Source organism: Brevundimonas sp. AC546 (assembly GCF_979258305.1).
On sequence record NZ_OZ409849.1, the window covers coordinates 1,309,805 to 1,335,548 of the forward strand.

Here is a 25,744-nt window from a genome sequence, read left to right on the forward strand (position 1 = left end):
CCGGGTTCCAACCGGCGGCCGACCGGCCTATGGATCGGCGAAAAGTGGGAGCGATCATGTCCGCCTTCGTCCATCCTGACGAGATCCGCAGCCGGTTCTCGGCCGCCCTGTCCGCCCTCTACCGGGCCGAGGTGCCGCAATACGGCGACCTGCTGACGCTGGTGGCGGACATCAACGCTCAGGCGCTGAAGGCCGACACAAACGGGGCGGACCGGCTGGCGGCGTCGGGCGAACTGGCGCGATTGTCGGAGGAGCGCCACGGCGCCATCCGCGTCGGCACGGCGGCCGAACTGGCCACCATCGCCCGCGCTTTTGCAGTCATGGGGATGGCGCCGGTCAGCTATTACAACCTGGCGCCGGCCGGAGTGCCGGTCCATTCGACCGCCTTCCGTCCGGTCGATCCGGCCGCATTGGCGCGAAATCCGTTCCGGGTCTTCACCTCCCTGCTGCGGCTGGAGCTGATCGAAGACGAAGCCCTGCGCGAGGAGGCCGCTTCGACCTTGGCCCGCCGCGACATCTTCACCCCCGGCGCACGTGAGTTGATTCAGACGGCCGAGTCCGCCGGCGGACTGGACGAGAACCAGGCCGACCGGTTCGTGTCCGAACTGCTGGAGACCTTCCGCTGGCACGCCCAGGCGACGGTCAGCGCAGAGACCTACGAACGCCTGGTCGCCGCCCACCGGCTGATCGCCGACGTGGTCAGCTTCAAGGGACCGCACATCAACCACCTGACGCCGCGCACGCTGGATATCGACGCGGCCCAGGCGGCCATGCCCGAACGCGGCATCACGCCCAAGGAAACCATCGAGGGTCCGCCCACCCGCGCCTGTCCCATCCTGCTGCGCCAGACCAGCTTCAAGGCGCTGGAGGAAGCCATCGCCTTTCCAAGCGCCGAGGGGACCACAGCCGGAACCCACACCGCCCGCTTCGGCGAAATAGAACAGCGCGGCTGCGCCCTGACCCCCGCCGGGCGTGCCCTCTATGACGCCGCCCTGGCGTCCAAGGATTTCTCCGCCCTGCCCGACGACTGGGATGCCCTGCGTCGCGGCGACCTGGCCTGGTTCCGCTATCGCGCGACGCCGCAGGGGCTGGCTGCGCGGGCGAAGATCGCCGACCTGGAAGACCTGATCGCCCTGGGCCACGTCGTCGCCGAACCGATCACCTACGAGGACTTCCTGCCCGTCAGCGCCGCCGGCATCTTCCAGTCCAACCTGGGCGCCGAGGCGCGCGCCGCCGCCTATGCCGTCGACCCGGCCAGGGCCGATTTCGAGCAGGCGCTGGGCCGCCCGGTGCGGGACGAAATGGCCCTGTATCGCGCCGAACAGGACGCCTCCATCGCCGCGACGCTGAAGGCGCTGGGCTTGGCCGTTCCGGCATAGTTTTCACCGCTCATCCCGGCGAAAGCCGGGACCCAGATCTTTGGGCGCTCCAGCCTTGATCACGTGATGACGCGCCATGATCCCACGCAGCCTTCTCGCGAAAGCACTGGGTCCCGGCTTTCGCCGGGATGAGCGGAGTTACACAACGACACGCATCACTTGACGGTCGCTATGCAGACCCGTCATCCATTCGATCATGGCGATCCAACTTCATTCCACCTTCGCGGTTCATCCGGGCGCCTGGCTCCGTGACGAACTGGTCACGCCCAGAGATCTCAGCGTCACCGCCCTGGCCGAGGCGCTGGGCGTGACGCGTCAGGCCGCCAGCAATCTGTTGAACGGCAAGGCAGGCGTGTCGGCCGAAATGGCCATCCGGTTCGAAAAGCTGTTCGGCGTCAGCGCCGACACCCTGATGCGGATGCAGGCCAGGCACGATCTGTCCAAGGCCCGCGCCCACGAACAGGACATCAGGGTCCGGCCGCTGGCCGCCGCCTGATCCCCAAGCCTGCATCCCACCGCCCCGCGTCCATCCGGCGTCTTGCCTGATCCGCGTCCCCGGATCATAGACGCGGCCGTGAACCCGTCCGTCTCCCCGTCCGTGCGCCGTTATGATCTCGACTGGATCCGGGTCGGCGCGTTCGGCCTGCTGATCCTGTATCATGTGGGCCTGGTCTACGGGGTCTACGACTGGCACATCCACAGCGCCCACACCTTCGAGTGGATGCGCGAAGCCATCCTGATCACCAATCCCTGGCGGTTGACCCTGCTGTTCCTGGTGTCGGGGGCGGCGCTGCGGTTCATGACCTTCAGGCGCACCCCGCGTCAGGTCGCCCGCGCCCGGTTCGCCCGCCTGGTCCCGCCGCTGATCTTCGGGGCGCTGGTCCTGGTGCCGATCCAGTCGTGGATCGAGGCGATGGACAAAGGCGGCTGGCCGAACGACGTGTCGGGCTATGCTGCCTGGCTGGTGCATGAGTTCAGTTGGAGCGGCCTCGCCGACGGCGTCCCCGTCAACCACCTGTGGTTCATCGTCTATATCGCGGTCTACAGCCTCGTCGCCGTCCTGCTGTGGCGCGTGCCGGGCCTGATCAAGCGGCTGGGCGACGGGCTGGAAAAGGCGCTTCAGGGGCCGGGGCTGCTGATCCTGCCGATCCTCTATCTGATCGCCATCCGCATCGGCCTGTTCCCCTGGTTCGGCCTGACCAACACCCTGCACAACGACTGGTACAATCACGCCCTGTCGCTGGTCGCCTTCCTGTTCGGCTTCAGCGTCGTCAGGCGCGAGGGCCTGTGGCGCACGATGGAGCATTATCGCTGGGTCGCCCTGGCCCTGGCGGCGGTCGCCCTGCCGATCATGATGATCCAGGTCTGGCATCCGGGGGGCCGCGCCTTCTGGGGCGTGCCCAAGGCCGTCGTCTACGGCATCGATCAGTGGGCGGTGATCGTCACCATCCTGGGCTTCGGCTCAAGACATCTGCGCGACTGCGGCGGGCCGGTGTTGAACTATCTGACCCAGGCGACCTTCCCCTTCTATCTGGCGCACCAGACGGTGCTGGTGGCCGCTGTCTGGATCATCCGCCCGGCTGAGCTGCCGGCGCCGGTCGAGCTGCTGTCCCTGATCGCCATCACCTTCGTCGGCAGCCTGGCGGTCTATGAGGTCGTGCGGCGCATTCCGGTCATCCGGCCGCTATGGGGGCTGAAACCGCTGGACGACCGGCCCTGGCCGCTGGACCTCCAGGCCCTGCTGAAACCCCGCCTGCGCTATCACCGCCGTCGTCGTCTGCTGGGCGTGGGCGTGGCCGCCCCCCTGCTCGCCCTGACGGTCGTGGCCGCCGCCATCCTGGCCTATCCCGGCTTCAACAACGCGACCCAGTATCTCAGCGAACTGGGCGGGGCGACCGCGCGCGCGCCGATGATCTTCAACGGCGGGGTCTTCGTCGCCGGGGTCATGGCGGCGCTGGCGGGCATCGGTTTCGGCCTGGCTGTCTACGCCCTGACGGGGGCGCGCGTCGCCGGGGCGGTCATCGCCGTGGTCTTCGTCCTGGCCGGTGCGGGCATGTCGGCCTCGACCCTGTGGCCCTGGCCCGATCCGCGCCATATGGTCATCAATCTGGCGCTGGGCATCCAGCTAGCCCCGGTTCTTCTGCTGTGGGGCCTGGCCAGGCGCCGCGACCTGCCGCGCCTAAAGATCTTCCTGGCCGTCACCTTCGTCGCCATGGCCATCTTGACGGTCCTGACCAAGCACCTGGTCCTGCCCGGCACGGTCAACGACGCCAATGTCGGCTGGTGGGAACGGCTCTACGCCATCGTCCTTGTGTGCTGGGTGGGGGTTGCGGCCTGGGTTCTGGACCGTAAACTGCTGTCGGTCGCCACGGAATTGCCGGCCCCTCGCCCGTCTTCCGCCGCGATCGAAGCTTCGCTGTAAATTTTCCCCCTCTTTTTTTGCCCATATCAACATTGCGTGATTGAAAATCGCGCGAATGTGATCGAGTATGGGGGTCGTGTTGCAGTGCAGCACTCCGCGTCTTCCCAGCCCTCGGGAAGACATCCGGTTCACACGGGGGCGTCCAGAGCGGCATGAACAAGCTGGCGATCCGGCCTGTCGAACAGGCTGATATCGAGACGACGAACCACGGCGCTCACACGCCAAGCTGGTCGTGGCTGCCCGACGAGGCGCCGCTGGCCATGCCGGTTCAGTCTCTGAGCGCACCCGACGCCGTCGCCGACGTGACGCCCGCGACCTCGCCGCGCACCGTCGCCATGCGCCGCATGATGCTGCTGGCCGGCACCATCGCCCTGACCAGCCTGTCGGCCATCACGCCCTTCTACCTGTATGCCCGCAAGGGCTGGGACGGGACCGAGATCCTGGCCTTCGGCATCTTCATGGTCCTGATCACCGCCATCTCCTGCTGGTTCATCAGCGGCCTGATGGGTCTGTTCGTCATGCTGCGCGGCAAGGACCAGGCGGACCTGGCCTTCTCGCCGCACCCGCCCCTGCCGCGCACCCGCACGGCCCTGCTGATGCCGCTGTATAACGAAGACGCCCGCGCCTCCTTCGCGCGCCTGGCGATGATCGACGGCTCGCTGGCCCGCCTGGGCGCGTCCTCGGCCTTCGACATCTTCGTGCTCAGCGACTCGACCAAGGAAGACGCCGCCGCGTCCGAGCGTTCGGTGTTCCAGTCGTTCCGCCTGACCGCCAACTCCAAGGCCTTCTATCGCCGCCGCACGGACAATGCCGAGCGCAAGGCCGGCAATCTCGCCGAATGGGTCCGTCGTTTCGGCGGCGCCTACGAGAACATGATCGTCCTGGACGCCGACAGCACCATGGCCGGCGAGACCCTGCTGCGCATGGTCGACGCCATGGAACGCAATCCGGGCGTCGGCCTGATCCAGACCGCCCCGGTCATCATCAAGGCCCGCACCATCTTCGCGCGCGTGTCTCAGTATTCGGTGCGCCTGTACGGCCGCGTCGCCGCTGCGGGTCTCGCGTACTGGACCGGTTCGGAATCCAGCTACTGGGGCCACAACGCCATCCTGCGCACCCGCGCCTTCGCCGCCTGCTGCGGCCTGCCGCACCTGAAGGGCCGCAAGCCCTTCGGCGGTCATGTCATGAGCCATGACGTCGTCGAGGCCGCCCTGATGCGCCGCGCCGGCTGGGCCGTCCACGTCACCGCCTCGCTGGACGGTTCGTGGGAAGAGACCCCGCCGTCGATCACCGACTTCATCCGCCGCGACCACCGCTGGTTCCAGGGCAACCTGCAGCACCTGGGCCTGATCGGCGCCAAGGGCCTGTCGCCCATGAGCCGCCTCCAACTGGCCATGGGCTGCATGGCCTATCTGTCGTCGCCCCTGTGGCTGGCGTCGCTGATGGTCGGCCTGTTCATCCAGATGTTTTATCCGGTCGACTGGTCCAGCTTCTTCTACATCCTGAACCCCCAGTTCACGCCGTTCATGCTGGCCTCCTTCCTGTCGGGCGTGCTGCTGATCGGACCCAAGTTCATGGGCGCCGCCCTGGTCCTCAGCCGTCCGGCCGAGCTGCGCGCCTTCGGCGGCCGCCGCGCCATCGCCAAGGGCATGGCGGCCGAGATCGCCCTGTCGGCCATCCTGGCCCCCATCCTGATGGTCGCCAACACCAAGGCCTTCATCCAGATCGTCTCGGGCCACGACACCGGCTGGTCGACCCAGCAGCGCGAGGCCGACGGCCTGGCCTGGTCCGACGCCTTCCGCGCCATGCGCTGGCAGATGATCGTCGGCGTCGGCTTCATGATCCCGCTGTGCGTCCGCCCCGACCTGGCCACCTGGTTCGCCCCGATCGTCCTGCCGCTTCTGCTGGCCGCGCCCATCGTCGTCTGGACCTCGCGCGTCCGTTCGGGCGACGCCCTGGCCGCCAAGGGCTATCTGGTCACCCCGGCCCAGGACGGCGTCAGCGTTTCGCCGGCCGTCCTGCACACGCCGCGCTCGCCGCTGCGTGCGGTCGCCGGCGGCGTCCTGGCCCCCGTCGCCGCCCCGGCCATGGTCCCGGCCCGCGCACCCGAGCTCTGATCGATCCAAAAGCGATGCGTGGCGGCCACAGCGCCGCCACAACCGTTACAGCCACGCTCGACGTGCGACGGGATCGCGTCCACCCTTGATGTTCAGCCCTGCTGTGGACCCGATTCCATGACCAACAAGACCAACACCGACGCCAAGCCTGACCTGCGGATCGTGGAAACCGAGTCCGCCGTCTATGACCTGATGCGTGCGCCCGAGACCACCGCCGACCGCGTCAAACGCCTCCAGATGGAGGCCCACTCCCTGGCGCTGGAAGAGATCGAGGCGCTGGAGAAACTGCTGCTCGACGCCGCCGCCAAGGCCAAGGCCATCGCCGACGGTGGCGACGCCTATCCCGTCGGCGCCCGCGAGATCGCCTCGCGCCTCGCCGCCGACCTGCCGACCAAGGCCGAGACCATCAAGACCATCGTCCACCGCGTCGGCTAAAAACCGAACCTGAGCCGTCGGAACGACCCGCGCGCTCGTCCGCTTCCTGAAGACCCCATCTTCAGGAGCCTTCCATGGACGACCGAACCCACGCGCGCGCTGACGATGTCGCCGACCACGAACGCGCCATCCAGCGCGACATCGACGCCAAGGACAAGACGGCCGGCGACGACAAACCGTCCGGCGCGGTCCAGGCCGGCGCCCGCCCCTATCCCGTGCCGCCCTTCCCCAAACAGCATCAGACCAAGCCCGGCGACGAGGCCGCGCTCGATCCCGCACCCATGTATGACGCCCCCTTCTGGAAAGGCTCGGGCAAGCTGGACGGGTTCGCCGCCCTGATCACCGGCGCCGATTCCGGCATCGGCCGCTCGGTCGCCGTCCTGTTCGCGCGCGAAGGCTGCGACGTCGTCATCTGCCACCTGGACGAGGACGCCGACGCCGAAACCACCAAGGCCGCCGTCGAGGCCGAGGGCCGCCGCGCCGTCGTGCTGAAGGGCGACGTGTCCGACCCCGCCTTCGCCGAGGCCGCCGTCAAGGCCACGCTGGACGCCTTCGGCCGCCTGGACGTCCTGGTGCCCAACGCCGCCTTCCAGGAGCACGTCAACGCCTTCGAGGACCTGACCTACGAGCATTTCGACCGCACGCTGAAGACCAACCTCTACGGCTATTTCAACATGACCAAGGCGGCCGTCCCGCACATGAAGACCGGCGGCGCCATCGTCATGACCGGCTCGGTCACCGGGCTTCAGGGCAACAAGGACCTGCTGGACTATTCGCTGACCAAGGGCGGCATCCACGCCTACGCCCGCTCGCTGGGCACCCATCTGGCCCCGCGCGGCATCCGCGTGAACGTCGTCGCCCCCGGCCCGGTCTGGACCCCGTTGAACCCGGCCGACAAGGACGCCGAGGATACCTCCCAGTTCGGCGCCCAGACGGTGATGAAACGCCCGGCCCAGCCCGAGGAGATCGCCCCCGCCTACGTCTTCCTGGCCTCGCCTCAGATGTCGAGCTTCATCACCGGCGAAATCCTGCCCATCATCGGCGGCTATTCGGGCGGCTAGGGCGCGCCTAGCGCAATCCTCACCCCAACCTCCGTCATCCTAGGCCTTGTGCCTAGGATCCAAACTCCCGGTCCATGCGATAGAGCGCCACGCGAAACACCGGGAGTAGGGATCCTCGCCACGAGGGCGAGGATGACGAACTTTGGAAAACGCGCGCTTCTACGCCAGGACGTCGTCGTAATCGGGATGGCGCTTGTGCCAGGCGACGGCGTAGCTGCAGCGCGGAAACAGCTTCAGCCCCCTCTCGCGCGCGTGTTCGGCCATCGCCTGCATGAACCGCCCCGCCGCGCCCGATCCGCGCAGCGACGGCTCCGCCTCGACGTGCAGGATCATCCGCGCGTCGCCCTTCACGGCATAGTCGGCCCAGACCAGGCCCGACCCCTTGTCGTCGTCGAACGCCTGCTCGAACCGGTTGTCGCTCGTGCTGTCCTTGAACTCTCCCATGCGTCTCTCCTTTTGACGATCAACCGCCAAGGCTGCGAGGACGTTCCGTAAGGCTCAGATAGGCTTGTCGTTCAGCAGGTTCAGCAGCCCAATCACGCTCTTGACCGTGAACCAGACGCTCAGCAGGAACCACACCAGCAGGAACAGCAGCAGGAAGGGAATGCCGATCAGCACGACCGAGGCCACGGCGCTGACCGCGATTCCCACCCAGGCCGCGATGGTCCACCAGAACACCGACCAGAACAGTGCGATCTGCGCGTCGATATGCTGGCGCGCCACGCCCGTCGCCGTCCCGCGCGTCACATAGGCCACCACCAGCCCGACCAGCACCAGCACATTGGCGCTGGGGATCGACAGGATGAACAGCGCCCAGGCGATCAGCGCCCCGACCTTGCCCTCGGACTCGCGTCCGGCGATGAAATTGGGTTCGTTCGTCATCGTCGGTCCTTCAGAACAGCCAGCTGCGAGGATTGGGAACGGCCTGGCCGCTCTTCAGTTTCAGCACCCCGAACGCGCCGCGCGCCAGCACCCAGATCGCCAGGGCGAACAGCACCAGCACCCCGATATTGACCACCACCAGGATCGCCCCGACCACGGCCGCGGCGACCGTCCCGAACAGGGTCCGCTGCTGATAGACGGCATGGCTGTGCTCCAGCGCATCCGTCGCGCCGTCGCGCTTCATCACCGCAAGCAGGGCCACCAGGCACGACACCCCCAGCGTCGGCACCGCCAGCAGGATCAGCACATAGACGGCATACAGCCGCATCGGCACGACCGGCCCTTCGCGTCGCGGCGCGGCGTCGGTGGTCATCCGCTCGCGCATGGCGCGGGTCACGGGCGTCTCAGGTTGCGGCTCCGGCCTCGGCTCAGGCTTCTGCGCAAACGGCGCCGTCGGACGCGTCATCTGTCCCGACAGGTCGAACGGGCGAGGCTCCGGCGGATCGAACAGGTCCGGCTCGCGCTCGTCCTCAGCGACCGGCTCCGGCGCCCGCGCGCGCCCGGCCAGCGACGCCGGCGAGACGAAGCCGACCTGGGCGTCGTGATCGTGATCGTCGTTGGGGACCGCAGGGTCTTTCGGATCGCCGGGTTCGGCCATGAACATCGCTTCTCACACGCCGGACGCCCGGCTGGACTCAAGGTCGCGACAATGGCCGTCCGTCAGTTTCGACGCAACCGCCCTTACCGCCCCAGCACGATCTCGCACCCCGGCGCGATCACACCCTGCAACGCCCCCGGCTTTTCGATCCGCACCGTGGCCCGCTGCACGCAGCCGTCCTCCAGGCACGCCCGCGCAAGCCGCTCGGCGAAGGTCTCGACCAGCCCCACATGCCCCTCGGCCGCGATGGCCCGCGCCGCATTGGCCACGGTCTCATAGTTGATGGTGTCGCCCAGCCGCTCGATGGGCTTGGGCTCCAGCTCCAGCGTCACGTCGATCACCAGCCGCTGCAGCCGCCCCTGCTCGTGGTCATAGACCCCGATCCCGGCCTCGACCTCCAGCCCGCGCACGAACACGCTCAGCCGCTCGAAACGCAGCGGTTCTTCCGCCGGAAACGGCGTCACGTGAGAGGAGGAAACCACGCGCTACTCCTGGATGTCGGGGGTGCGCCAGGCCAGGTGCTGGCCCCCGTCGACGGCGATCATCTGGCCCGTCACCATGCGGGCGTCAATCAGCCATAGCACGGCCTGCGCCACCGCCTCGGGGCTGCCGGGGGTTTCCAGCAAGGTGGCGCGCGCCTCGGCGGCGAAATCCTCGGCCGTCTGATGGATGGACGGCAGGGTCGGCCCCGGCCCCACCCCATTGACCCGGATGCCCGGCGCCAGCGCCTGGGCCAGGGTCTGCGTCGCCCACCACAGCCCATTGCGCGACAGGCTGTAGGAGAAGAAGCGCGGATCCGGCTTCAGCACCTTCTGGTCCAGCAGGTTGACGATGGCCCCCTCGACGGCCTGGGCGGCGAACGCCTCAGCCAGCACGATGGGCGCCCTCAGATTGGTCTCGATATGCAGGTCCCAGCTGTCGCGCGTCAGACCGCCGACCCGGTCGTCCTCGAATACCGAGGCGTTGTTGACCAGCACGCCGACCGGCCCCAGCGCCTCCGCCGCCGCCGGCACCAGCGCCCGCACCTTGGCCTCGTCCGTCAGGTCCGCCTGCAACAGGCACGCCCGCCGCCCCAGGCCCGCGATCTCGTCGGCCAGGGTCCGGGCGTCCTCGCCCGACGCATGATGATGGATCGCCACGTCGAACCCGGCCTGGGCCAGCTTCAGACAGATGGCCCGCCCAATCCGCCGCGCCCCGCCCGTGACCAGGGCGACGCCGCGAGGTGTCTCAGTCAACCCGACCGAACTCGAACGCATTGAAAGCCGCGATGACGGCGATGAAGCCGAAGATGATGCCGAGAGCCAGCATGGGATGCTCCTGTTGTCCGTCCCCGATTAGAGCGGACCGGGGCGGGGTTCAAGCGGGGAGGGGTATTGAGAAGCTGGTTGGCGGCAATTGAAGACACGGAAGTGATCGCTGCGACCTCCGGGTGTTTGCGCCACTCAGACTGATCGGTTTCGCCGAGAGGTTGCAAACGAAGATGGCATCCAGTTTATGAAGTTGCTTAGGTTGACCTGTCGCCAATTTTCCGAGGCGCGCGGGCAGTTGATAACGATCACGCGCATAGGGCGGAGACACTATGACTAAGGTCCCGCTTAAAGCCCCTAAAACGGCCAACTCACGAGGAAACTCGCTGAATGACGCCGAGGTAGCCGTAATCAAGGCGCTAATCGCGGGAGGGATGCATTCGAACCAGCAGATCGCCGGACTGATTAATCGTGCCCGGGGAGACGCCGCCAATGACATCAGCACAGGCCGAATCTCCAACATTAAGAACGGCCAGATCAAGAAATACGTCGCGATCCCGGCTGCCTCGACGACGGAAGTTGATCTGTTCATGATCAAAACCGATCCGTTGCCACCAAGGGATGACGGCCCGCTAAGCTCGGCGCGCCTGACAAAGCTGCTGCCGCCCAAACCCGGCGCGCCGGGCTCTCTCGCGATCACAGAAACCGACCAGATCGAATGCAAGAAGTCGGTCAACTTTGTCATGAAGACAATCGCCGCCTTCGCGAACAACAAGGGCGGCTATTTTGTGTTCGGAGTGGAGAACGGCAGCTTCAATGTCCTAGGCCTTCCAGACGACAAACTGGAAAAATTTGATCTCAACAAGCTCAATCAGAACATCCGGGATCAGCTCGGCATTGGATTAGAAATTCAGACCGCGACGCATCAAATCGATGGGAAGAAAGTTGGCATCGTCTACGTCGGGCAAGCCCACACTAAGCCAGTTATTTTCATCCACAACGCCAACGACGTGGCTCAGGGTCACATCTACTTCCGCTACCCCGGAGAAGATCGGCTCATAAGTCCTACCGACCTACAGTGGCTAATCGAACAACGTCTGCAGCAACTTTCTCAAACCATCCTCTCCAAACATTTGTCGAATATCATGCGGTTCGGCATCGAAAATGCTGCGGTCATGAATCTTGCTACTGGCGAGATCGACGGGAAGGCAGGGTCATTCCTGATTGATGAGGCGCTACTGCCGAAGATAAGTTTTGTGAAGGACGGCGAGTTTGTAGAGCGGTCCGGAGCACCCGCGCTGAAGTTAATTGGAGAGGTTGCCCCAACAATTGCAGCGGTTGTGAACACCAAGGAAGTGCTGGAGGAATATCCACTTACATATGCCGAGCTTGTCCAGCGGGTGAAGACGGCTACCGGGGCAAAACAGGGCGCAATAGATGCGATCATCAAAGGAAAGAAGATGAAGGGAAACAAAGCGCTCGCGCACTACGCATTTCGCACCAACGCTGACCGGCTGCGCTATGAGACGAAAGGCTTGGTGAAAAGGGGCACTCCGTCAAACTACAACGAGCGCGCGCTTAAATTCCTCATTGAAGAACTCGGAGGAAACGTCACGGTATAGTGGTTTCTGGATGAGGTGCGGCGCAAGCAGCACATCCCATGCTGCCGTTTTCATCCCTGCACGGCCCTCAAATCTCTAAACATTATCGAACATCTCTCCACTCACCGCGGCCAGGAACTGCCGTATTCATGACCTGGCGCATCCACGTCGAACCCTTCACACGTCCGCTCTTCTTCGCCTGGTCGCGCCTGACGCGCGGCAAGACGCTGGGCGTGCGGGCGGTGGCGGTGGATGCGCAGGGGCGGGTGCTGATGGTCCGGCACACCTATCTGGCCGGATGGTGGTTGCCGGGCGGCGGGGTGGATCGGGGCGAGACGACGCAGGCCGCCGTGGTGCGTGAACTGCACGAAGAGGCCGGGCTGATCGCGCGGGCGCCGCCGCGCCTGGTCTCGATCCATTCCAACGACCGCTTCTTTCCCGGCGACCATGTCGTCGTCTTCCGTCTGGAGGACTTCGACGGGGGCGCGCGAACCAGCCATGGCGAGATCGCCGAGGTCGGCTGGTTTTCGCCCTCCGACCTGCCCGCCGACACCAACCGAGGCTGTCGCGCGCGCTTGGCCGAAATCTTCGACGGCGCCCCGGTCGATCCCGACTGGTGAGGCCCGCTACCGCCTCCTCCCCATCGCGCCGCGATGGGGAGGAGGCGCGGCGCGTCTTCGCGCCGTGACGGAGGGGCTCTTCACCGCATCACAGGCGCCTGTGGGACTTCAAGAGCCCCTCCACCGCGTAGCCTGTCCTCGGGCTCGCCTTCGGCGAGACCCGGGGGCGGTCCCCCTCCCCACGCTGTGGGGAGGAGACGTTGTGCGTCCGCATCTGACGCAGGCGCGTGCCAGCGTCCGCCCATGACCCAAGCCGCCCCCGTCTATCGCGTCCGTTCGCAGCAAGTCTGGGACCTGGCCCGTGACGACTATCTGGCGGGCGAGCCGGCGCGCGTCGTCTGCCGCCGTTACGACCTGGGCCTTTCGGCCTTTCGCGTTCGCGCCCGCAAGGCGGGCTGGCGCCTACAGGATCAGGACGATCCCGATATGTACGATCCCGCCGTCGAGCTTGAGGACATCGAGGACATCGACCTGTCGGACATGGCCCTGTCGGCGCGGCGTCGCCTGCAACTGTCGCTGATGGACGGCGAGGCGACCGAGGCCCTGCGCTGGCTCAAGATCTTCGAGACCCTGTCGTCCATGGCGCCCGAAACGCCCGCCGGAACCCCGCCCGCCGAAACCCGGAATGTGCACAGATTGCACCCTGATTTTGCGCCCGCCGCGCCCGATCTGGACGAAGTGCACAGTTTGCACCCTGTTTTCGACGGCGCCGGGTCCGAACCGGACGAAGTGCACGGATTGCACCCTGTTTTCACGCCGCCCGACCCTCAACCCCTGAACCGCGCCGAACGCCGCCGCCTGCGTCGCGCCGGCCGCCTCAAGCCGCCCTCCGCATCCGGCGAAAGCCGTGCTAGCCAGGGACCATGAACCCGTCCCTGCTCGCCATCCTCGTCGTCATCCTGGCCGGCGGCGCCACCGCGCTCCAGGCGCCGACCAACGCCAAACTGGCCACGGCCGTCGCCTCGCCGGTCAACGCCGCCTTCATCTCCTTCGCCGTCGGCACGACGGTGCTGGGGATCGTGGCGGCCCTGATGCACACGCGGCCGGACTTCGCGGCCACGCGCGCCCTGCCCTGGTACGCCTGGCTGGGCGGGGTCTACGGCGCCTGTTTCGTGGTCGCCGCCGCCTGGGGCGTGCCGCGCCTGGGCGTGGCCATGACCATCACCCTGATGGTGGGCGGCCAGCTGTTGCTCAGCCTGGCGCTGGACCATTTCGGCGCCCTGGGCGTGCCGCGCCAGCCGCTGAACATCGGCCGCATCGCCGGCGTCGGGCTTGTTCTGGCGGGTGTCCTTCTGGTTCGGCGGTCGTGAGCCTATATCCCCCCGGATGACCGAGGAGACGCTCGATTCGAACCTGACGGCCGCCGCCCTGATCGCCGACGAGGCGCGTCGGGCGCCGGACAAGCCGGGCGTCTATCGCATGTACGGCGAGGACGGCTCATGCCTCTATGTTGGCAAGGCCAAGTCGCTGAAGAAGCGCATCGTCCAGTACGCCCAGGGCCGTTTCCACACCCAGCGCATCGGCCTGATGGTGGCCCAGACCCGGTCGATGGAGTTGGTGGTCACAGCGTCGGAAACCGAGGCCCTGCTGCTGGAATCCAACTTCATCAAGAAACTGAAACCGCGCTTCAACGTCCTGCTGCGCGACGACAAGTCCTTCGCCGAACTGATGATCCGCAGCGACCACCGCGCCCCCCAGGTGAAGAAGCATCGCGGCGCCCACACCACCCCCGGCCACTACTTCGGCCCCTTCGCCTCGACCTGGGCGGTCAACCGGACGCTGAACACGCTGCAGAAGGCCTTCCTGCTGCGGTCCTGTTCCGACAGCGTCTACGAGACCCGCACCCGCCCCTGCATGCTGCACCAGATCAAGCGCTGCTCGGCCCCCTGCACCGGCCTGATCAGCCTTGAGGATTACGGCGAACTGGTCACCGAGGCCGAGCAGTTCCTGCGCGGCAAATCGCGCGCCGTCATCGGCCGCCTGTCGCAGGAGATGCAGGCCGCGTCGGACGAGATGGACTTCGAACAGGCCGCCCGCGTCCGCGACCGCATCCGCGCCCTGTCGGCCATCTCGATGGAGAACTCCGTCAGCGCCGACAGCGTCCCCGAAGGCGACGTCTTCGCCCTGCATTCCGACGGCGGCCAGGCCTGCGTCCAGGTCTTCTTCTACCGCGCCGGCCAGAACTGGGGCGGCCGCGCCTACTTCCCCCGCGTGGACAAGACCGACACCGATCCCGAGATCCTGGCCGCCTTCCTGGGCCAGTTCTACGAGGACAAGCCGATCCCGCGCCTGATCCTGTCCAACGTCCGCCCGCACGAGCTGGAGCTGCTGGAAGAGGCCTTCTCGATGAAGGCGGACCGCAAGATCGAGATCGTCCGCCCCATGCGCGGCGAGAAACTGGCCCTGGTCGACCACGCCCTGACCAACGCCCGCGAGGCCCTGGGCCGACGCCTGGCCGAAAGCTCGGCCCAGGGGAAGATCCTGGACGAGGTCTGCGAGGCCTTCGGTCTGGAGAGCCGGCCAGAGCGGATCGAGATCTACGACAACGCCCATATCCAGGGCACGAACGCGGTCGGCGGCATGGTCGTCGCCGGCCCCGACGGCTTCCAGAAGTCGCAGTATCGCAAGTTCAACATCAGGGGCGAGGACCTGACCCCCGGCGACGACTACGGCATGATGCGCGAGGTGATGCGCCGCCGCTTCGCCCGCTTGGTCAAGGACGAGGAAGAGGGCGAGGAGGCCATACGTCCCGACCTCTTGTTGATCGACGGCGGCGCGGGTCAGTTGGCCGAGGTGCTGGCGGTCCTGGCCGACCTGGGCCTGGACGACATCGCCGTGGTCGGCGTCGCCAAGGGGCCGGATCGCGATGCGGGGATGGAGAAGTTCTTCATGCCCGGCAAGCCGCCCTTCATGCTGCCGCTGAAGTCGCCGGCCCTCTATTACCTGCAACGGCTGCGCGACGAGGCTCACCGTTTCGCCAACGGCGCCCACGCAAAGCGCCGCTCGATGGACATCAAGAAAAATCCCCTCGACGAGATCGAAGGCGTCGGCCCCGGCCGCAAGAAGGCCCTGCTGCACGCCTTCGGCTCCGCCAAGGGCGTCGGCCGCGCCTCGGTGTCGGACCTGGTCAAGGTCGCCGGCATCAACCAACCCCTGGCCGAACGCATCCACGCCTTCTTCAGGAAGAGCTAACCCGCCTCACCATTCCAGCAGCGTCAGTCCGGGGATGTCGCGAAAGTCGTCGCCATTGCAGGTCACCAGAGTCGCGCCCGAAGTGATCGCCTGCGCCGCAATCATCCGATCCAGAACCTTACGTCGAGAGAAGCCGCAGGTCTCGACGATCGCGCGATAAGCCTGCGCCTCGGCTGATCCGAACGGCAGCACCGGCACGGCGTGCAGCAACGCGTCGAGCCTCGCACGCCTGTCATCGGCGTTCACGTCCGGGCGGCCAAGATCGGTTTCAAGCTCCACGCGGGTGATGACCGACAGCAGAAGCGGCGGATCCAAGGCATCCACCTTGGCATCGATCAGCGCATCGCCATCCCGCAGGTGGATGGCGACATTGGTGTCGAGCATATAGGCCATGCCTAAAGACCCGGCCGTTCAGGTATTTCGACCTCGTGGCGCACGCCGATGCTAGATGGTTTGGGCAGGCTGCGCAGCTTGGCCAGCATCTCCTTGACGGACTTCTGCTTGGGCGAAATCGTCACGACGTCGCCCTTTCGCTCGATCTCGACCTCGACGCCGGGTCCGAACGAGATTTCCTTGGGCAGGCGCACTGCGTCGCTATTGCCGCTGCGGAATGTTCGACTGGTGACGGACATGACGAGCTCCTTTGTGTATACGCGTATACACGATTTATCGCCGCTGCTCAAAGCGCTACAGGCGCAGCATGAGCCAAGCAGAAGACGAACTGACCGCCGGCTACCGCCGCTTCCGGGCCGAGCATTGGCCGACGGCCCATGCGGAATATGAGGCGCTGGCCCAGGGGCAGAAGCCGCACACCCTGATCGTGGCCTGTTCGGACAGCCGGGCCGATCCGGCCCTGATCTTCGACGCTGCGCCGGGACAGTTGTTCGTGGTCCGCAACGTCGCCAATCTGGTGCCGCCGTATGAGCCCGATGGGCGGCTGCACGGGGTGTCGGCGGCGCTGGAGTTCGGGGTCAAGGTGCTGAACGTCAAGCGGATCGTGGTCATGGGCCATGCCCACTGCGGCGGGGTCAACGCCATGCTGCACGGGGCGCCCGACAGCTGCGTCGACTTCGTCGCCCCCTGGGTCGCGCAAGGCACGCCCGTCGTCCAGCACGTCGCCGAGACCGTCGCGCCGGACCAGCTGGAGCGCGCGGCGGAAGAAGCCATCGTCCGCCTGTCGATCCGAAACTTGCGCACCTTCCCCTGGATCGCCGAACGCGAGGCCAAGGGCGAACTGGAACTCAGCGGTCTGCACTTCGGCATCGCCGAAGGCGCCCTGACCGTCATGACCGACAAGCCGAGGTTCGAACCCTTGGCTTGAGTTGCGTAAAGTAGTGAAAATCACTACTTTATCTTCATGGACCACGCGATCACCGCATCGACCGCCAATCGGAACTTTTCCGAACTGCTCCGGCAGGTGGAAAGCGGCGAAACCGTCTCGGTGACGCGTCATGGCAAGGTCGTGGCTCGCATTGTGCCCGCCGACCAAGAAGGCGATGCTCGCAAGGCCCGCGAGGCGGCATTGAAGGCCTACCTCGCCCGCGCGGCCCAGCGCCCGGTCATCGATATCGGTCCCTGGACCCGCGACGAACTCTACGAACGGTGAAGGTCGCCATCGACACCAATGTCCTCGTCTATGCCGAGGGCGTCAGCGGGTTTCAGAAGGGCGAAACGGCACGCGCCCTGATGGATCGCGTGAAGACAGAGGCTGTCGTGCCCATTCAAGTTCTGGCCGAATTCTTCAACGTCCTGACGGTCAAGGCGCGTATCCCGGCCCCCGAGGCCCGCGGCTTGGCCAGCCAGTTGGCGAGCTTTTACGAGACGGTTCCGACAACGGACCGCCTGCTGTCGGACGCCATGGAGCTGGCCGAGCGTCACCGGCTCAGGATCTTCGACGCCATCATCCTCGCCGCCGCCGCGGAAGCCGGCTGCGGCCTTCTGCTTTCCGAAGACATGCAGGACGGCTTCGTCTATCGAGGCGTCACCGTCGCCAATCCGTTCGCGCAGACGCTGCATCCCCTGCTCGCGTCCCTGCTGGAGACCCCGTCATGACCGCCCACCGCGCCAATCCTCTCCCCAACATCCTGACCGGTCTGCGTCTGGCCGCCGGGGTGGTGATGTTCGCCATGATGGCCGGCGCGGCGCCGGGGGCGCTGGAAGCTTGGCTTTCGCCGGAGACGCAAGGTCGGTTCAGCGTCTGGGCCTTCTGGATCTTCGTCATCGCCGCGTCCACCGACTGGGTCGACGGCTTTTTGGCCAGACGCTGGAACTCCACCACGCGTTGGGGCGCCATCCTCGATCCGATCGCCGACAAGGTGCTGGTGACGGGCGCGATTCTGGGCGTTCTGGCCTCGGGTTCGCTGCCGGGTATCGCCCTGCCTTGCGGCCTGATCCTGTTCCGTGAGTTCGCCGTTTCCGCGCTTCGCGAGACCATGGCCGGGCGGATCGAACTGCCCGTCACCCTGGCGGCCAAGTGGAAGACGACGGTGCAGATGGTCGCTCTGGCCGCGCTTCAGCTGACTCTGTTGTGGAGCGCCTTGGGTCTGCAAAATCCTGATGGCTCGCCGCTAGCCTGGCAGCCGGCGTTCGAATCCTTCGCCATCTTCCTGATCTGGTTCGCCGCCATCATCACCCTGTGGACGGGCTGGCAGTATTTCAGCGAAGCCCGTCGCCAGATGCGGGACCTCTAGGGTCTGAGCGTCAGTCCCGTCGGCGTGGCCTCGAAGGCCGACAGTCGGCCCAGATAGCTCATGCCGAGCAGGGAATATTCGAGGCCTTGCTCGACGACCAGGGCCTCGACCGCGTCAACATGCGCGCCTGCGACCGAGACCGATTTCAGCTGAACCGGTGCGGCGCGCACGACGCCCGAGGCAGTCTGGACGCGGCCGGTGAAATCCGCCGGTTCAGGATCGACGCCCAGGCGCAGGGCGTCCGCCCGCGTCAGGGCCACGACGCTGGCGCCGGTGTCCACCAGCACGCGCACCGCGCGACCCTCGATCCTGGCCTGGGCCCAATAGTGACCGTCCGCACCCTTGACCACCTGGGCCGCCGTGCCTGAGGCCGGGGCGACCGCCGCGGCGACCACTGGCGTCGCCGCCTGGGCGGCCCCGTCGCCCTCCAGATGCCGGATCGTCAGCGCCGTGCCGAACGAGGCCATAAGGGCGACGCCGAGCACGATGACGGACTGAAAATCGATACGAACCATGTCCCCTGTCTAAGGGGGGGGCGTTTGGATGCCGTGAAACGACGTGGCTGACGAAAGCTTAAACCTCGAACCGCGCTAGCCCAGCTTGGCCGGATCAACCTGGGACCGCCGCGTCGGCAGGTCGGCCATGACCGCCGCGCGTTCGGCGTCGCTGAGGGCGCGCCAGCCGGCGATCTCCTTCAAGGTGCGAAAACAGCCCAGACACAGGCCGCTCTCGCCATCGACGGCGCAGACCATGACGCAAGGGGTGGCGATGGCCTTGGGCGGTCCCGGCTTGCTCGGAGCCGGGACGCTCATTGTGACACCGAAGTAAAATACACTCCGACTCCTGACGAATAAATTTGCAAATTCATCAAACCGTCTTATATTGGCCTCTGACGCGAAACGACTGAGGGTGGAATCCCCATTGGTACGACGCGTCTCTTTTCATCGTTCTGCGAAAGGAGACGCCAAGATGAACGATAAGGAGCGTAACCTCCAACACGCCATGATGTCCTTCGCCCTTTGGGGCGGGATGCTGGTCAACAGTCGGCATATGCCGTCGAACTCGAGCCGGGTGGTCAGCCATCCGTCGAACTTCGTACCCTATACGATCAAGAAACGCTGACGGCCCTTTTCGGCCCCAGCCTGAAAAAGCCCCGGTCTCGGCCGGGGCTTTTGCAATTCCGGACTTGCCTGACGCGGCGTTCGCGGCCGATGACGGGCGCACACAGGGAGACGACGCATGGGCTTGATCGCCGAAGAGAAACAGGGCGCGATCCTGATCTGGACGCTGGACCGCGAGGCGCGGCTGAACGCCCTGCCCGACCTGACCGACGGGGACGAGGTGGCGGCGGCGTGCGAGCGGGTCAACGCCGATGCGTCGATCCGCTGCGTGGTCCTGACCGGCGCCGGGCGGGCGTTCTCGGCGGGCGGCGACCTGACGGCGATGCGGGACAAGCGTGACCTGTTCGAGGGGTCGGGCGCCGCCATCCGCGAACGCTATCGCCGGGTGGTCCATCGGATCGTGCGGTCGCTGTATGGGCTGGAAGTGCCGTTGATCGCCGCCGTCAACGGGCCGGCGATGGGGCTGGGCTGCGACATCGCGGGCCTGGCGGATATCCGCATCGCCTCGGATCGCGCCAGCTTCGGCGTGCCGTTCCTGAAGCTGGGCATCATTCCCGGCGACGGCGGGTCCTGGCTGCTGCCGCGCAACATCGGCTACGCCCGCGCCGCCGAGATGCTGTTCACTGCCCGCTCCATCGACGCCGCGACGGCCGCCGAATGGGGGCTGGTCAATCGCGTGGTCGCCCATGACAGCCTGATGGACGAGGCCCTGACCACCGCCGCCCAGGTCGCGGCCCAGCCGCCGCAGGCCCTGCGTATGGCCAAGACCCTGCTGCGCCAGGGGCGCGACATGAACTTCGACCAGATGCTGGAGATGTCGGCGGCGATGCAGGCGATCGCCCACCTGACCGAGGACCATCAGGAAGGCGTCGCCGCCGTGCTGGAAAAGCGGCCGGGCGTATTCACCGGCCGCTGATCCACTCGCGTTCTACTGAGCGCGCATCGCCTGGTTGGGACCGACGCCGGTCGTGGCGACACGCTTGGCGCCGGCCGTTTCGCCCGGCTTCATGAACTTAACCAGCACCCGTTGGCCGATCAGCAGGGGGGCGTCGCCGGCCGAGGCGACCACCTCGACCACCCGCTCGTCGGTGCGCTGCGACGGATCGTCGGAGGCCAGTTTGCGGGCGCCGAACACGGCGGCCCGACGCATCACCGCGCCGATATAGACCTTGGTCGCGTCGCCCTCGGGGCTGATCTCGACGGCCTGACCGTCGGTGAGGTTGGGCAGGTCGCTCTCGACCACCTCGGCGCGGACGATGCGCGGGGCCTCGGGTTCCAGGTCGAACATGTTGGAGACGTTCAGGGTCGAGGCGCCGGCGCCGGGGTTGGCGTAGCGGCGCACGATCCGGCCGTTGCTGGGCGCACGGATGATCGTCAGTTCCTGATTGTAGCGGGCCTGATCCAGCTGGGCGCGGGCGGTCTGGACGGCGGCGGTCTGAGAACCGAGACGGGCCTGGGCCGTGGCGATGGCGTCCTGGGCCTGATCCATGCGCTGGGCGGCGACGAAGTTGGTGGCGACCAGGCGTTGCAGACGCTCCTGCTCGCGCTGGGCGGTGCGGATATCGACGCGGATCTGGGCCAGTTGGCTTTCGGCCTGGCTGACGGCGGCCTGTGCGCTCTGAACGGACAGGCGCGCTTCGTCGTCTTCCTGACGGGCCAGGATCTGACCGGCGACGACGCGGTCGCCTTCCTGAACCAGCACTTCGCGAACGATGCCGCCGCGACGGGCCGCGATCTGGATGATGCCGCCCTCGACATCGACCTTGCCGTTGGCGATGGCCGCATAGGGGCTCTCGACCTTGGTGGCCGCGGCTTTCTCCTGCTCGACCTTCTTGGTCTTGGCGGCGGACTGGAACAGCATGAAGCCGACCACCAGCACGATCACCAGCAGCAGGCCGATCCAGGTGCGTTTTTTCTTCAGAAAGCCGGGCATTGGCGTGTCGTCCTAAGAGGAAATCGTCGTGTCGGTTAGTGGGACGCCAGGATGGCGTTCGGATCGGGAATGCGGCGCTGGTCGTCCAGGATTTTGCCGTCCTCGATATGGATGACCCGGTCGGCCCAGGCCTCCAGACGCGGATCGTGGGTCACGCAGATCACGGCCGCGCCGTGTTCAGTGGCGGCGCGACGCAGCAGCTTAATCACCACCTGGCCGTTCTCGCCGTCCAGCGCCGAGGTCGGTTCGTCGGCGAACAGTATCTTGGGATCCTTGGCCAGGGCGCGGGCGATGGCGACGCGCTGCTTCTCGCCGCCGGACAGAGCCGCCGGCCGCTGGTGCAGGCGATGGCCCAGGCCGACCTCTTCCAGGGCGATGGTGGCGCGCTTCCTGGCCTGCCCCGTCGTCAGCCCCTGGAACTTCAGTACGGTCTCGACCTGCTGCAGCGCCGTCAGGGCGGGGAACAGGTTGAAGCCCTGGAAGATGAAGCCGCAGTTATCCAGCCGGAACTTGTCGATCCGGCCCGAGGACAGTTTCCACAGGTCGTCGACATCCAGCACGTCCACCCGGCCCTCTTCGGGTTTCAGCAGGCCCGACAGGGCCGCGATCAGGGTGGACTTGCCCGAACCGGACGGCCCCATGACCATGGTCAGGTCGCCATGCTTGGCGTCGAAATCGACGCCCTTCAGGACCTCGACCCAGGCCTTGCCCGACTTGAACCGCTTGACCAGGCCGTTGGCCTCGATCGCGAAGTCGCCGTGCTTTCCGTGAACCTTTGTATGAATGTTCATCGCAGCAGGTCCGCCGGTTGGCTGTTCTTGAGGATGCCCAGCGACAGCAGGCCCGACACCATGGCGATCAGGATCAGGCCGATCCCCACCACGATCAGCAGCGACAGCGGCAAGGCGATGATCACCGCCCCCATCATCGCCAGCAACGACACCAGCCACGTCAGGAAGATCGCCGCCGCGACCCCGACGAGACCGACCCAGAAGCTGAGTTCGACCACGATACGCCGCAGCGATCCCATGCTGACGCCCAGCGCTCGCAACGACGCGAACTCCTTGATGTTGGCCATGATGGCGCCGCGCAGGGTCTGCCAGGTGATGGCCACGCCGATGATGACGCCCAGCACGACGCAGCCACCGATGATGATGACCAGAATGCCTTCTTCGAACATCGACTTGGCGTTGGCGTCGGCTAGCTCCTGCCGAGTCCACGCCTTCCACTGACCCTTGCCCATGGTGTTCAACTGGGCCGCTACGACCGAAGCCTTGCTTGGATCGCGCAGCTTGATCATCAGCGGACCGCCGTTCGTATTGCCCCACGACTGCCCCAGCATCCGCAGGGAGTCGCGCGACATGACGATGGTCGGCTGCATCATGTTGGGATAGCCGCGCAAAACACCGACCACTGTCACGGTCTGGCCATCGTAGATGGCGCGGTCGCCGAGTTTGACGCCCAGTGTGCCGAGCGCAGACTCATCGACCGCAATTGTGAAGGGTTGGCGCAGCGCGGCGACCAATTCGTCAGAATAATCGACCGGGATCGTGACGGATCCGAGCTGGGTGTCGATGACGTTGACCATCACCTGCTTGGAGCGGGGCGCCTTCTGGCTTGCGCGCTCCGCCTGGCTCATGGTCGGATCGATTTCGCGCACGTTCTGAAGGTTGCCGCCATTGATCTCCATGGCCTTCACCTCGATCACGTCGGGATGGTTATAGACCAGAGGGACAAATCGGCTTGGCACGCTCATTGACCCGCCGAACAACTGGGTCGCGCCCGGCTGCATGATGATGACATCCGCGCGCGAGCGCTCGATCGCGGCGGTGAACCCCTTGCCGATGCCGATGAAGACACCCGTCATCGCTAGGACCAGCAGCCCCGACAGGGCCAGAGCCATGACCGCCGCCATATAGCGGCGCCACTCGAACAGCAGTGTTGAAAGCGCAAGCGACATCGTCGTCGATAAACCCCCGGTACGTTTGCCTATCTGAGCGTGAGCCGCCTCACCGCCAAGTTAAATCGGGGTAAGGCTTCGACCGAGCGGACATTGCAGCCTTGAAATCAGAGGACTAAGGGCGAGGCAGCCTCTTGGCGCCGGCCCTTGGTCGGGGCTAGTTACAACATAACAGATGGGACAGGCCGTCCCACGCTCCGGGAAACACGCCGCCATGTCATTGCCCTCGCTTCGTCTCACCGCCTCGCTGGCCGCCCTCGGCGCCGCGACCGCCGTCCTGTCGGCTCCCGCTACGTCCGCCAGGGCCGACGAAGGCATGTGGACCTTCGACAACTTCCCCATCGCGACGGTGAACGAGAAATACGGCACCAACATCGACCAGGCCTGGCTGGACCGCGTGCGCAACGCCGCTGTTCGCCTTCAAGGCTGCTCGGCCTCGCTGGTGTCGAACGAAGGCCTGGTGCTGACCAACCACCACTGCGTCGTCTCCTGCGTCCAGGACCTGTCCACGGCCGACAACGACTACGTCAAGAACGGCTGGATGCCCGCCACCCGTGAAGAAGAGAAGAAATGCCCCGGTCAGACGGCCGAAATCCTGACCGACATCACTGACGTCACCGACCGCGTCGTCGGCGCCGGCGCCGGGCTTGAAGGCGCCGCCTTCGTCCAGGCCCGCGCCGCCGAGATCGACAAGATTCAGAAGGAAACCTGCGGCGACGACCAGAAGCTGACCTGCCAGGTCATCAGCTTCTATCGCGGCGGCCAGTACAAGCTCTACAAGTTCCGCAAATACGACGACGTGCGTCTGGTCTTCGCGCCCGAGTTCCAGGCGGCCTTCTTCGGCGGCGACCCGGACAACTTCAACTTCCCGCGCTACGCCCTCGATGCCGGTTTCCTGCGCATCTACGAGGACGGCAAGCCGGTCGCCACGCCGAACCACCTGACCTGGAACGCAAATGCGCCCAAGGACGGCGACGTCACCTTCGTCGCCGGCAACCCCGGCTCGACCTCGCGTCTGATGACCATGGCCCAGTTGGAGGTCCTGCGTGATCAGCAGATGCCGCTGACCCTGATCCAGTCGTCTGAACTGCGCGGTCGCCTGCTCGAATATTCGACCACCGGCGAAGAGGCCAAGCGCGTCACCGTCGATCCGCTGTTCGGCCTGGAGAACAGCTTCAAGGTCTTTTACGGCCAGCAGGGCGCCCTGACCGATCCGGCCTTCATGGCCACCAAGCGTTCGGAAGAGCAGGAACTGCGCCAGCGCGTCTCCGCCGACCCGGCCCTGGCCCAGCGTATCGGCGATCCGTGGGCCGACCTGGAGCGCGTCTCGACCGCCCAGCGCGACCTCTACCTGCCCTACCGCCAGCTGGAGTCGGCGGCTGGCCAGCGGTCGTCGCTCTACAGCTACGCCAAGGCCATCGTCCGCGCCTCCAAGGAACGCGCCAAGCCGGTGGCTGAGCGTCGCGCCGGCTATTCGGACGCCGACATCGCCTCGCTGGGCCGTCGCCTGGCGACCGAGACGCCGATCTCGACCGACCTGGAGAAGGTCTTCGTCGACTTCTGGCTGTCCAAGACCCGCGAATACCTGACGGTGGACAACGCCAACGTGAAGGCGCTGCTGGGCAAGGAAAGCCCTGAACAGGTGGCCGCGCGCCTGATCGACGGCACGCGTCTGGCCGATCCGGCCTTCCGCGCCCAGGCCCTGGCCATGACTCCGGAACAGCTCGCCGCCTCGGGCGATCCGCTGATCGCCTTCGTCCTCGCCAATGACGACGCGGCCCAAGCGATCCGCACCCAGTGGGAATCGGCCGTGTCCGGCCCGACCAGCCGCGCCGGCGAAAAGATCGCCCAGGCCCGGTTCGCGGTTTACGGCACCAACCTGTATCCCGACGCGACCTTCAGCCTGCGCCTGTCCTATGGGCAGGTGAAGGGCTGGACCTATCGCGGCGTGACCGTGACGCCATTCACCGAGATCGGCGGCCTGTACGAGCGCAATACCGGCGCAGAGCCCTTCAACGCGGCCGAGGACTGGATGGCGGCCGAGGACAAGGTCAACAAGTCGACCGTCTATGACTTCGTCTCGACCAACGACATCATCGGCGGCAACTCGGGCTCGCCCGTGATCAACGCCAAGGGTGAAGTCATCGGCGCGGCCTTCGACGGCAACATCCACTCGCTGGGCGGCAGCTTCGGCTACGACCCCGAGCTGAACCGCACGGTGACCGTCTCGACCGCCGCCATCACCGAGGCCCTGCGCAACGTCTACAACCAACCGCGCCTGCTGCGCGAACTGGGCGTTCGGTAACACCCACGTCTCCTCCCCATCGCTTGCGATGGGGAGGGGGACCGCCGGCGAAGCCGGGGGTGGAGGGGCTCTTCACCACCGCACCGACGCCTGTCATGTATCGCAGAGCCCCTCCGTCACG

The 25,744-nt window shown here is 66.3% G+C and carries 30 protein-coding genes; 18 read left to right on the plus strand and 12 right to left on the minus strand.

What is annotated here, in order from left to right; genetic code table 11:
* Positions 1-56 precede the first annotated feature (56 nt).
* From ACZZZD_RS06465 to ACZZZD_RS06490, 6 genes are all read left to right on the plus strand, one after another.
* Positions 57-1,379, plus strand: a complete 1,323-nt coding sequence (locus ACZZZD_RS06465; protein WP_463433703.1) for a 2-oxoadipate dioxygenase/decarboxylase family protein — start codon at positions 57-59, stop codon at positions 1,377-1,379.
* A gap of 196 nt (positions 1,380-1,575) precedes the next feature.
* Positions 1,576-1,875 carry a HigA family addiction module antitoxin gene (locus ACZZZD_RS06470; protein WP_463433705.1) on the plus strand — a complete coding sequence of 100 codons (300 nt, stop codon included), beginning with the start codon at positions 1,576-1,578 and terminating at the stop codon, positions 1,873-1,875.
* A 78-nt stretch (positions 1,876-1,953) separates the two neighbouring features.
* Positions 1,954-3,801 (plus strand): acyltransferase family protein, encoded by a 1,848-nt coding sequence (locus ACZZZD_RS06475; protein WP_463433707.1) that lies wholly within the window; start codon positions 1,954-1,956, stop codon positions 3,799-3,801.
* 152 nt (positions 3,802-3,953) lie between these two features.
* Positions 3,954-5,918, plus strand: a complete 1,965-nt coding sequence (gene mdoH / locus ACZZZD_RS06480; protein ID WP_463433709.1) for a glucans biosynthesis glucosyltransferase MdoH — start codon at positions 3,954-3,956, stop codon at positions 5,916-5,918.
* A gap of 117 nt (positions 5,919-6,035) precedes the next feature.
* A complete protein-coding gene (locus ACZZZD_RS06485; protein WP_159845823.1) occupies positions 6,036-6,353 on the plus strand; it encodes a hypothetical protein in 318 nt (105 codons plus the stop codon).
* 74 nt (positions 6,354-6,427) lie between these two features.
* Entirely contained in the window at positions 6,428-7,414 is a 987-nt protein-coding gene (locus ACZZZD_RS06490; RefSeq protein ID WP_463433712.1) for an SDR family oxidoreductase, read from the plus strand.
* 159 nt (positions 7,415-7,573) lie between these two features.
* Here the strand turns inward: ACZZZD_RS06490 and ACZZZD_RS06495 are convergent, their stop codons facing one another.
* The 5 genes from ACZZZD_RS06495 to ACZZZD_RS06515 form a co-directional block, all read right to left on the minus strand.
* Entirely contained in the window at positions 7,574-7,858 is a 285-nt protein-coding gene (locus ACZZZD_RS06495) for a GNAT family N-acetyltransferase (protein WP_463433714.1), read from the minus strand.
* Between the two features lie 54 nt (positions 7,859-7,912).
* A complete protein-coding gene (locus ACZZZD_RS06500) occupies positions 7,913-8,296 on the minus strand; it encodes a hypothetical protein (RefSeq protein ID WP_463433716.1) in 384 nt (127 codons plus the stop codon).
* 10 nt (positions 8,297-8,306) lie between these two features.
* Positions 8,307-8,954, minus strand: coding sequence for a hypothetical protein (locus tag ACZZZD_RS06505; protein WP_463433718.1), 648 nt, complete (start codon positions 8,952-8,954; stop codon positions 8,307-8,309).
* Positions 8,955-9,037: 83 nt separating this feature from the next.
* The gene (folB, locus tag ACZZZD_RS06510) at positions 9,038-9,436 is read right to left on the minus strand and encodes a dihydroneopterin aldolase (RefSeq protein ID WP_463433720.1); all 399 of its coding nucleotides are present in this window, start codon (positions 9,434-9,436) and stop codon (positions 9,038-9,040) included.
* Between the two features lie 3 nt (positions 9,437-9,439).
* A complete protein-coding gene (locus tag ACZZZD_RS06515) occupies positions 9,440-10,189 on the minus strand; it encodes an SDR family oxidoreductase (protein ID WP_463433722.1) in 750 nt (249 codons plus the stop codon).
* A gap of 344 nt (positions 10,190-10,533) precedes the next feature.
* On the opposite strand from ACZZZD_RS06515, the gene ACZZZD_RS06520 reads away from it, so the two are divergent.
* The 5 genes from ACZZZD_RS06520 (at position 10,534) to uvrC (ending at position 15,614) form a co-directional block, all read left to right on the plus strand.
* Positions 10,534-11,823, plus strand: a complete 1,290-nt coding sequence (locus ACZZZD_RS06520; protein WP_463433723.1) for an AlbA family DNA-binding domain-containing protein — start codon at positions 10,534-10,536, stop codon at positions 11,821-11,823.
* A 128-nt stretch (positions 11,824-11,951) separates the two neighbouring features.
* On the plus strand, positions 11,952-12,422 hold the full coding sequence (locus ACZZZD_RS06525; RefSeq protein WP_463433725.1) for an NUDIX domain-containing protein: 471 nt from the start codon (positions 11,952-11,954) through the stop codon (positions 12,420-12,422).
* Between the two features lie 243 nt (positions 12,423-12,665).
* Positions 12,666-13,289: a hypothetical protein gene (locus tag ACZZZD_RS06530; protein ID WP_463433727.1), complete on the plus strand. Its 624-nt coding sequence runs from the start codon at positions 12,666-12,668 to the stop codon at positions 13,287-13,289.
* Positions 13,286-13,732 (plus strand): DMT family transporter, encoded by a 447-nt coding sequence (locus ACZZZD_RS06535; RefSeq protein ID WP_463433729.1) that lies wholly within the window; start codon positions 13,286-13,288, stop codon positions 13,730-13,732. The genes ACZZZD_RS06530 and ACZZZD_RS06535 overlap by 4 nt, the downstream gene beginning before the upstream one ends.
* A 16-nt stretch (positions 13,733-13,748) precedes the next feature.
* On the plus strand, positions 13,749-15,614 hold the full coding sequence (gene uvrC / locus ACZZZD_RS06540; protein ID WP_463433731.1) for an excinuclease ABC subunit UvrC: 1,866 nt from the start codon (positions 13,749-13,751) through the stop codon (positions 15,612-15,614).
* A 6-nt stretch (positions 15,615-15,620) separates the two neighbouring features.
* On the opposite strand, the gene ACZZZD_RS06545 is transcribed toward uvrC, so the two are convergent.
* Both ACZZZD_RS06545 and ACZZZD_RS06550 read right to left on the minus strand, forming a co-directional pair.
* Positions 15,621-16,007, minus strand: a complete 387-nt coding sequence (locus tag ACZZZD_RS06545; RefSeq protein ID WP_463433733.1) for a PIN domain-containing protein — start codon at positions 16,005-16,007, stop codon at positions 15,621-15,623.
* 2 nt (positions 16,008-16,009) lie between these two features.
* Positions 16,010-16,246: an antitoxin gene (locus ACZZZD_RS06550; protein ID WP_463433735.1), complete on the minus strand. Its 237-nt coding sequence runs from the start codon at positions 16,244-16,246 to the stop codon at positions 16,010-16,012.
* 68 nt (positions 16,247-16,314) lie between these two features.
* Here ACZZZD_RS06550 and ACZZZD_RS06555 point away from each other — a divergent pair, with 68 nt between their 5' ends.
* The 4 genes from ACZZZD_RS06555 to pgsA are packed head-to-tail and all read left to right on the plus strand — an operon-like array spanning position 16,315 to position 18,304.
* Complete coding sequence (locus ACZZZD_RS06555; protein ID WP_463433737.1) at positions 16,315-16,935, plus strand: carbonic anhydrase; 621 nt, start codon at positions 16,315-16,317, stop codon at positions 16,933-16,935.
* A 36-nt stretch (positions 16,936-16,971) separates the two neighbouring features.
* Complete coding sequence (locus ACZZZD_RS06560) at positions 16,972-17,220, plus strand: type II toxin-antitoxin system Phd/YefM family antitoxin (protein ID WP_463433739.1); 249 nt, start codon at positions 16,972-16,974, stop codon at positions 17,218-17,220.
* Complete coding sequence (locus ACZZZD_RS06565) at positions 17,217-17,666, plus strand: PIN domain-containing protein (RefSeq protein WP_463433741.1); 450 nt, start codon at positions 17,217-17,219, stop codon at positions 17,664-17,666. Before ACZZZD_RS06560 ends, ACZZZD_RS06565 begins: the two co-directional genes overlap by 4 nt.
* A complete protein-coding gene (pgsA, locus tag ACZZZD_RS06570; RefSeq protein WP_463433743.1) occupies positions 17,663-18,304 on the plus strand; it encodes a CDP-diacylglycerol--glycerol-3-phosphate 3-phosphatidyltransferase in 642 nt (213 codons plus the stop codon). The genes ACZZZD_RS06565 and pgsA overlap by 4 nt, the downstream gene beginning before the upstream one ends.
* On the opposite strand, the gene ACZZZD_RS06575 is transcribed toward pgsA, so the two are convergent.
* Together ACZZZD_RS06575 and ACZZZD_RS06580 are read right to left on the minus strand one after the other, a co-directional pair.
* On the minus strand, positions 18,301-18,819 hold the full coding sequence (locus ACZZZD_RS06575; RefSeq protein ID WP_463433745.1) for a retropepsin-like aspartic protease family protein: 519 nt from the start codon (positions 18,817-18,819) through the stop codon (positions 18,301-18,303). The genes pgsA and ACZZZD_RS06575 overlap by 4 nt on opposite strands.
* 75 nt (positions 18,820-18,894) lie before the next feature.
* Positions 18,895-19,116, minus strand: a complete 222-nt coding sequence (locus ACZZZD_RS06580; RefSeq protein WP_463433747.1) for a DUF1289 domain-containing protein — start codon at positions 19,114-19,116, stop codon at positions 18,895-18,897.
* A 157-nt stretch (positions 19,117-19,273) separates the two neighbouring features.
* Between ACZZZD_RS06580 and ACZZZD_RS06585 the strand changes: the two genes are divergently transcribed.
* Positions 19,274-19,426: a hypothetical protein gene (locus ACZZZD_RS06585; protein ID WP_167762455.1), complete on the plus strand. Its 153-nt coding sequence runs from the start codon at positions 19,274-19,276 to the stop codon at positions 19,424-19,426.
* A 117-nt stretch (positions 19,427-19,543) separates the two neighbouring features.
* Positions 19,544-20,341, plus strand: coding sequence for a crotonase/enoyl-CoA hydratase family protein (locus ACZZZD_RS06590; protein WP_463433749.1), 798 nt, complete (start codon positions 19,544-19,546; stop codon positions 20,339-20,341).
* A 12-nt stretch (positions 20,342-20,353) separates the two neighbouring features.
* Here ACZZZD_RS06590 and ACZZZD_RS06595 read toward each other — a convergent pair whose 3' ends face one another.
* From ACZZZD_RS06595 to ACZZZD_RS06605, 3 genes are read right to left on the minus strand one after another with little or no spacing between them, the layout of a single operon-like run.
* On the minus strand, positions 20,354-21,358 hold the full coding sequence (locus ACZZZD_RS06595; protein WP_463433751.1) for an HlyD family secretion protein: 1,005 nt from the start codon (positions 21,356-21,358) through the stop codon (positions 20,354-20,356).
* 35 nt (positions 21,359-21,393) lie between these two features.
* Positions 21,394-22,149, minus strand: a complete 756-nt coding sequence (locus ACZZZD_RS06600) for an ABC transporter ATP-binding protein (protein WP_463433753.1) — start codon at positions 22,147-22,149, stop codon at positions 21,394-21,396.
* On the minus strand, positions 22,146-23,318 hold the full coding sequence (locus ACZZZD_RS06605) for an ABC transporter permease (RefSeq protein WP_463433755.1): 1,173 nt from the start codon (positions 23,316-23,318) through the stop codon (positions 22,146-22,148). The genes ACZZZD_RS06600 and ACZZZD_RS06605 overlap by 4 nt, the downstream gene beginning before the upstream one ends.
* A 214-nt stretch (positions 23,319-23,532) precedes the next feature.
* On the opposite strand from ACZZZD_RS06605, the gene ACZZZD_RS06610 reads away from it, so the two are divergent.
* Complete coding sequence (locus tag ACZZZD_RS06610) at positions 23,533-25,623, plus strand: S46 family peptidase (protein ID WP_463433757.1); 2,091 nt, start codon at positions 23,533-23,535, stop codon at positions 25,621-25,623.
* The last annotated feature ends 121 nt before the right edge of the window (positions 25,624-25,744 follow it).

Excerpts from the sequence above, each read along its gene's own strand:
- ACZZZD_RS06465 (WP_463433703.1), top strand. The coding sequence starts at position 57 with ATGTCCGCCTTCGTCCATCCTGACGAGATCCGCAGCCGGTTCTCGGCC.
- ACZZZD_RS06470 (WP_463433705.1), top strand. The coding sequence starts at position 1,576 with ATGGCGATCCAACTTCATTCCACCTTCGCGGTTCATCCGGGCGCCTGG.
- mdoH (WP_463433709.1), top strand. The coding sequence starts at position 3,954 with ATGAACAAGCTGGCGATCCGGCCTGTCGAACAGGCTGATATCGAGACG.
- ACZZZD_RS06485 (WP_159845823.1), top strand. The coding sequence starts at position 6,036 with ATGACCAACAAGACCAACACCGACGCCAAGCCTGACCTGCGGATCGTG.
- ACZZZD_RS06490 (WP_463433712.1), top strand. The coding sequence starts at position 6,428 with ATGGACGACCGAACCCACGCGCGCGCTGACGATGTCGCCGACCACGAA.
- ACZZZD_RS06495 (WP_463433714.1), bottom strand. The coding sequence starts at position 7,858 with ATGGGAGAGTTCAAGGACAGCACGAGCGACAACCGGTTCGAGCAGGCG.
- ACZZZD_RS06500 (WP_463433716.1), bottom strand. The coding sequence starts at position 8,296 with ATGACGAACGAACCCAATTTCATCGCCGGACGCGAGTCCGAGGGCAAG.
- ACZZZD_RS06505 (WP_463433718.1), bottom strand. The coding sequence starts at position 8,954 with ATGGCCGAACCCGGCGATCCGAAAGACCCTGCGGTCCCCAACGACGAT.
- ACZZZD_RS06520 (WP_463433723.1), top strand. The coding sequence starts at position 10,534 with ATGACTAAGGTCCCGCTTAAAGCCCCTAAAACGGCCAACTCACGAGGA.
- ACZZZD_RS06525 (WP_463433725.1), top strand. The coding sequence starts at position 11,952 with ATGACCTGGCGCATCCACGTCGAACCCTTCACACGTCCGCTCTTCTTC.
- ACZZZD_RS06530 (WP_463433727.1), top strand. The coding sequence starts at position 12,666 with ATGACCCAAGCCGCCCCCGTCTATCGCGTCCGTTCGCAGCAAGTCTGG.
- ACZZZD_RS06535 (WP_463433729.1), top strand. The coding sequence starts at position 13,286 with ATGAACCCGTCCCTGCTCGCCATCCTCGTCGTCATCCTGGCCGGCGGC.
- uvrC (WP_463433731.1), top strand. The coding sequence starts at position 13,749 with ATGACCGAGGAGACGCTCGATTCGAACCTGACGGCCGCCGCCCTGATC.
- ACZZZD_RS06545 (WP_463433733.1), bottom strand. The coding sequence starts at position 16,007 with ATGGCCTATATGCTCGACACCAATGTCGCCATCCACCTGCGGGATGGC.
- ACZZZD_RS06550 (WP_463433735.1), bottom strand. The coding sequence starts at position 16,246 with ATGTCCGTCACCAGTCGAACATTCCGCAGCGGCAATAGCGACGCAGTG.
- ACZZZD_RS06555 (WP_463433737.1), top strand. The coding sequence starts at position 16,315 with ATGAGCCAAGCAGAAGACGAACTGACCGCCGGCTACCGCCGCTTCCGG.
- ACZZZD_RS06560 (WP_463433739.1), top strand. The coding sequence starts at position 16,972 with ATGGACCACGCGATCACCGCATCGACCGCCAATCGGAACTTTTCCGAA.
- pgsA (WP_463433743.1), top strand. The coding sequence starts at position 17,663 with ATGACCGCCCACCGCGCCAATCCTCTCCCCAACATCCTGACCGGTCTG.
- ACZZZD_RS06575 (WP_463433745.1), bottom strand. The coding sequence starts at position 18,819 with ATGGTTCGTATCGATTTTCAGTCCGTCATCGTGCTCGGCGTCGCCCTT.
- ACZZZD_RS06580 (WP_463433747.1), bottom strand. The coding sequence starts at position 19,116 with ATGAGCGTCCCGGCTCCGAGCAAGCCGGGACCGCCCAAGGCCATCGCC.
- ACZZZD_RS06585 (WP_167762455.1), top strand. The coding sequence starts at position 19,274 with ATGAACGATAAGGAGCGTAACCTCCAACACGCCATGATGTCCTTCGCC.
- ACZZZD_RS06590 (WP_463433749.1), top strand. The coding sequence starts at position 19,544 with ATGGGCTTGATCGCCGAAGAGAAACAGGGCGCGATCCTGATCTGGACG.
- ACZZZD_RS06595 (WP_463433751.1), bottom strand. The coding sequence starts at position 21,358 with ATGCCCGGCTTTCTGAAGAAAAAACGCACCTGGATCGGCCTGCTGCTG.
- ACZZZD_RS06600 (WP_463433753.1), bottom strand. The coding sequence starts at position 22,149 with ATGAACATTCATACAAAGGTTCACGGAAAGCACGGCGACTTCGCGATC.
- ACZZZD_RS06605 (WP_463433755.1), bottom strand. The coding sequence starts at position 23,318 with ATGTCGCTTGCGCTTTCAACACTGCTGTTCGAGTGGCGCCGCTATATG.
- ACZZZD_RS06610 (WP_463433757.1), top strand. The coding sequence starts at position 23,533 with ATGTCATTGCCCTCGCTTCGTCTCACCGCCTCGCTGGCCGCCCTCGGC.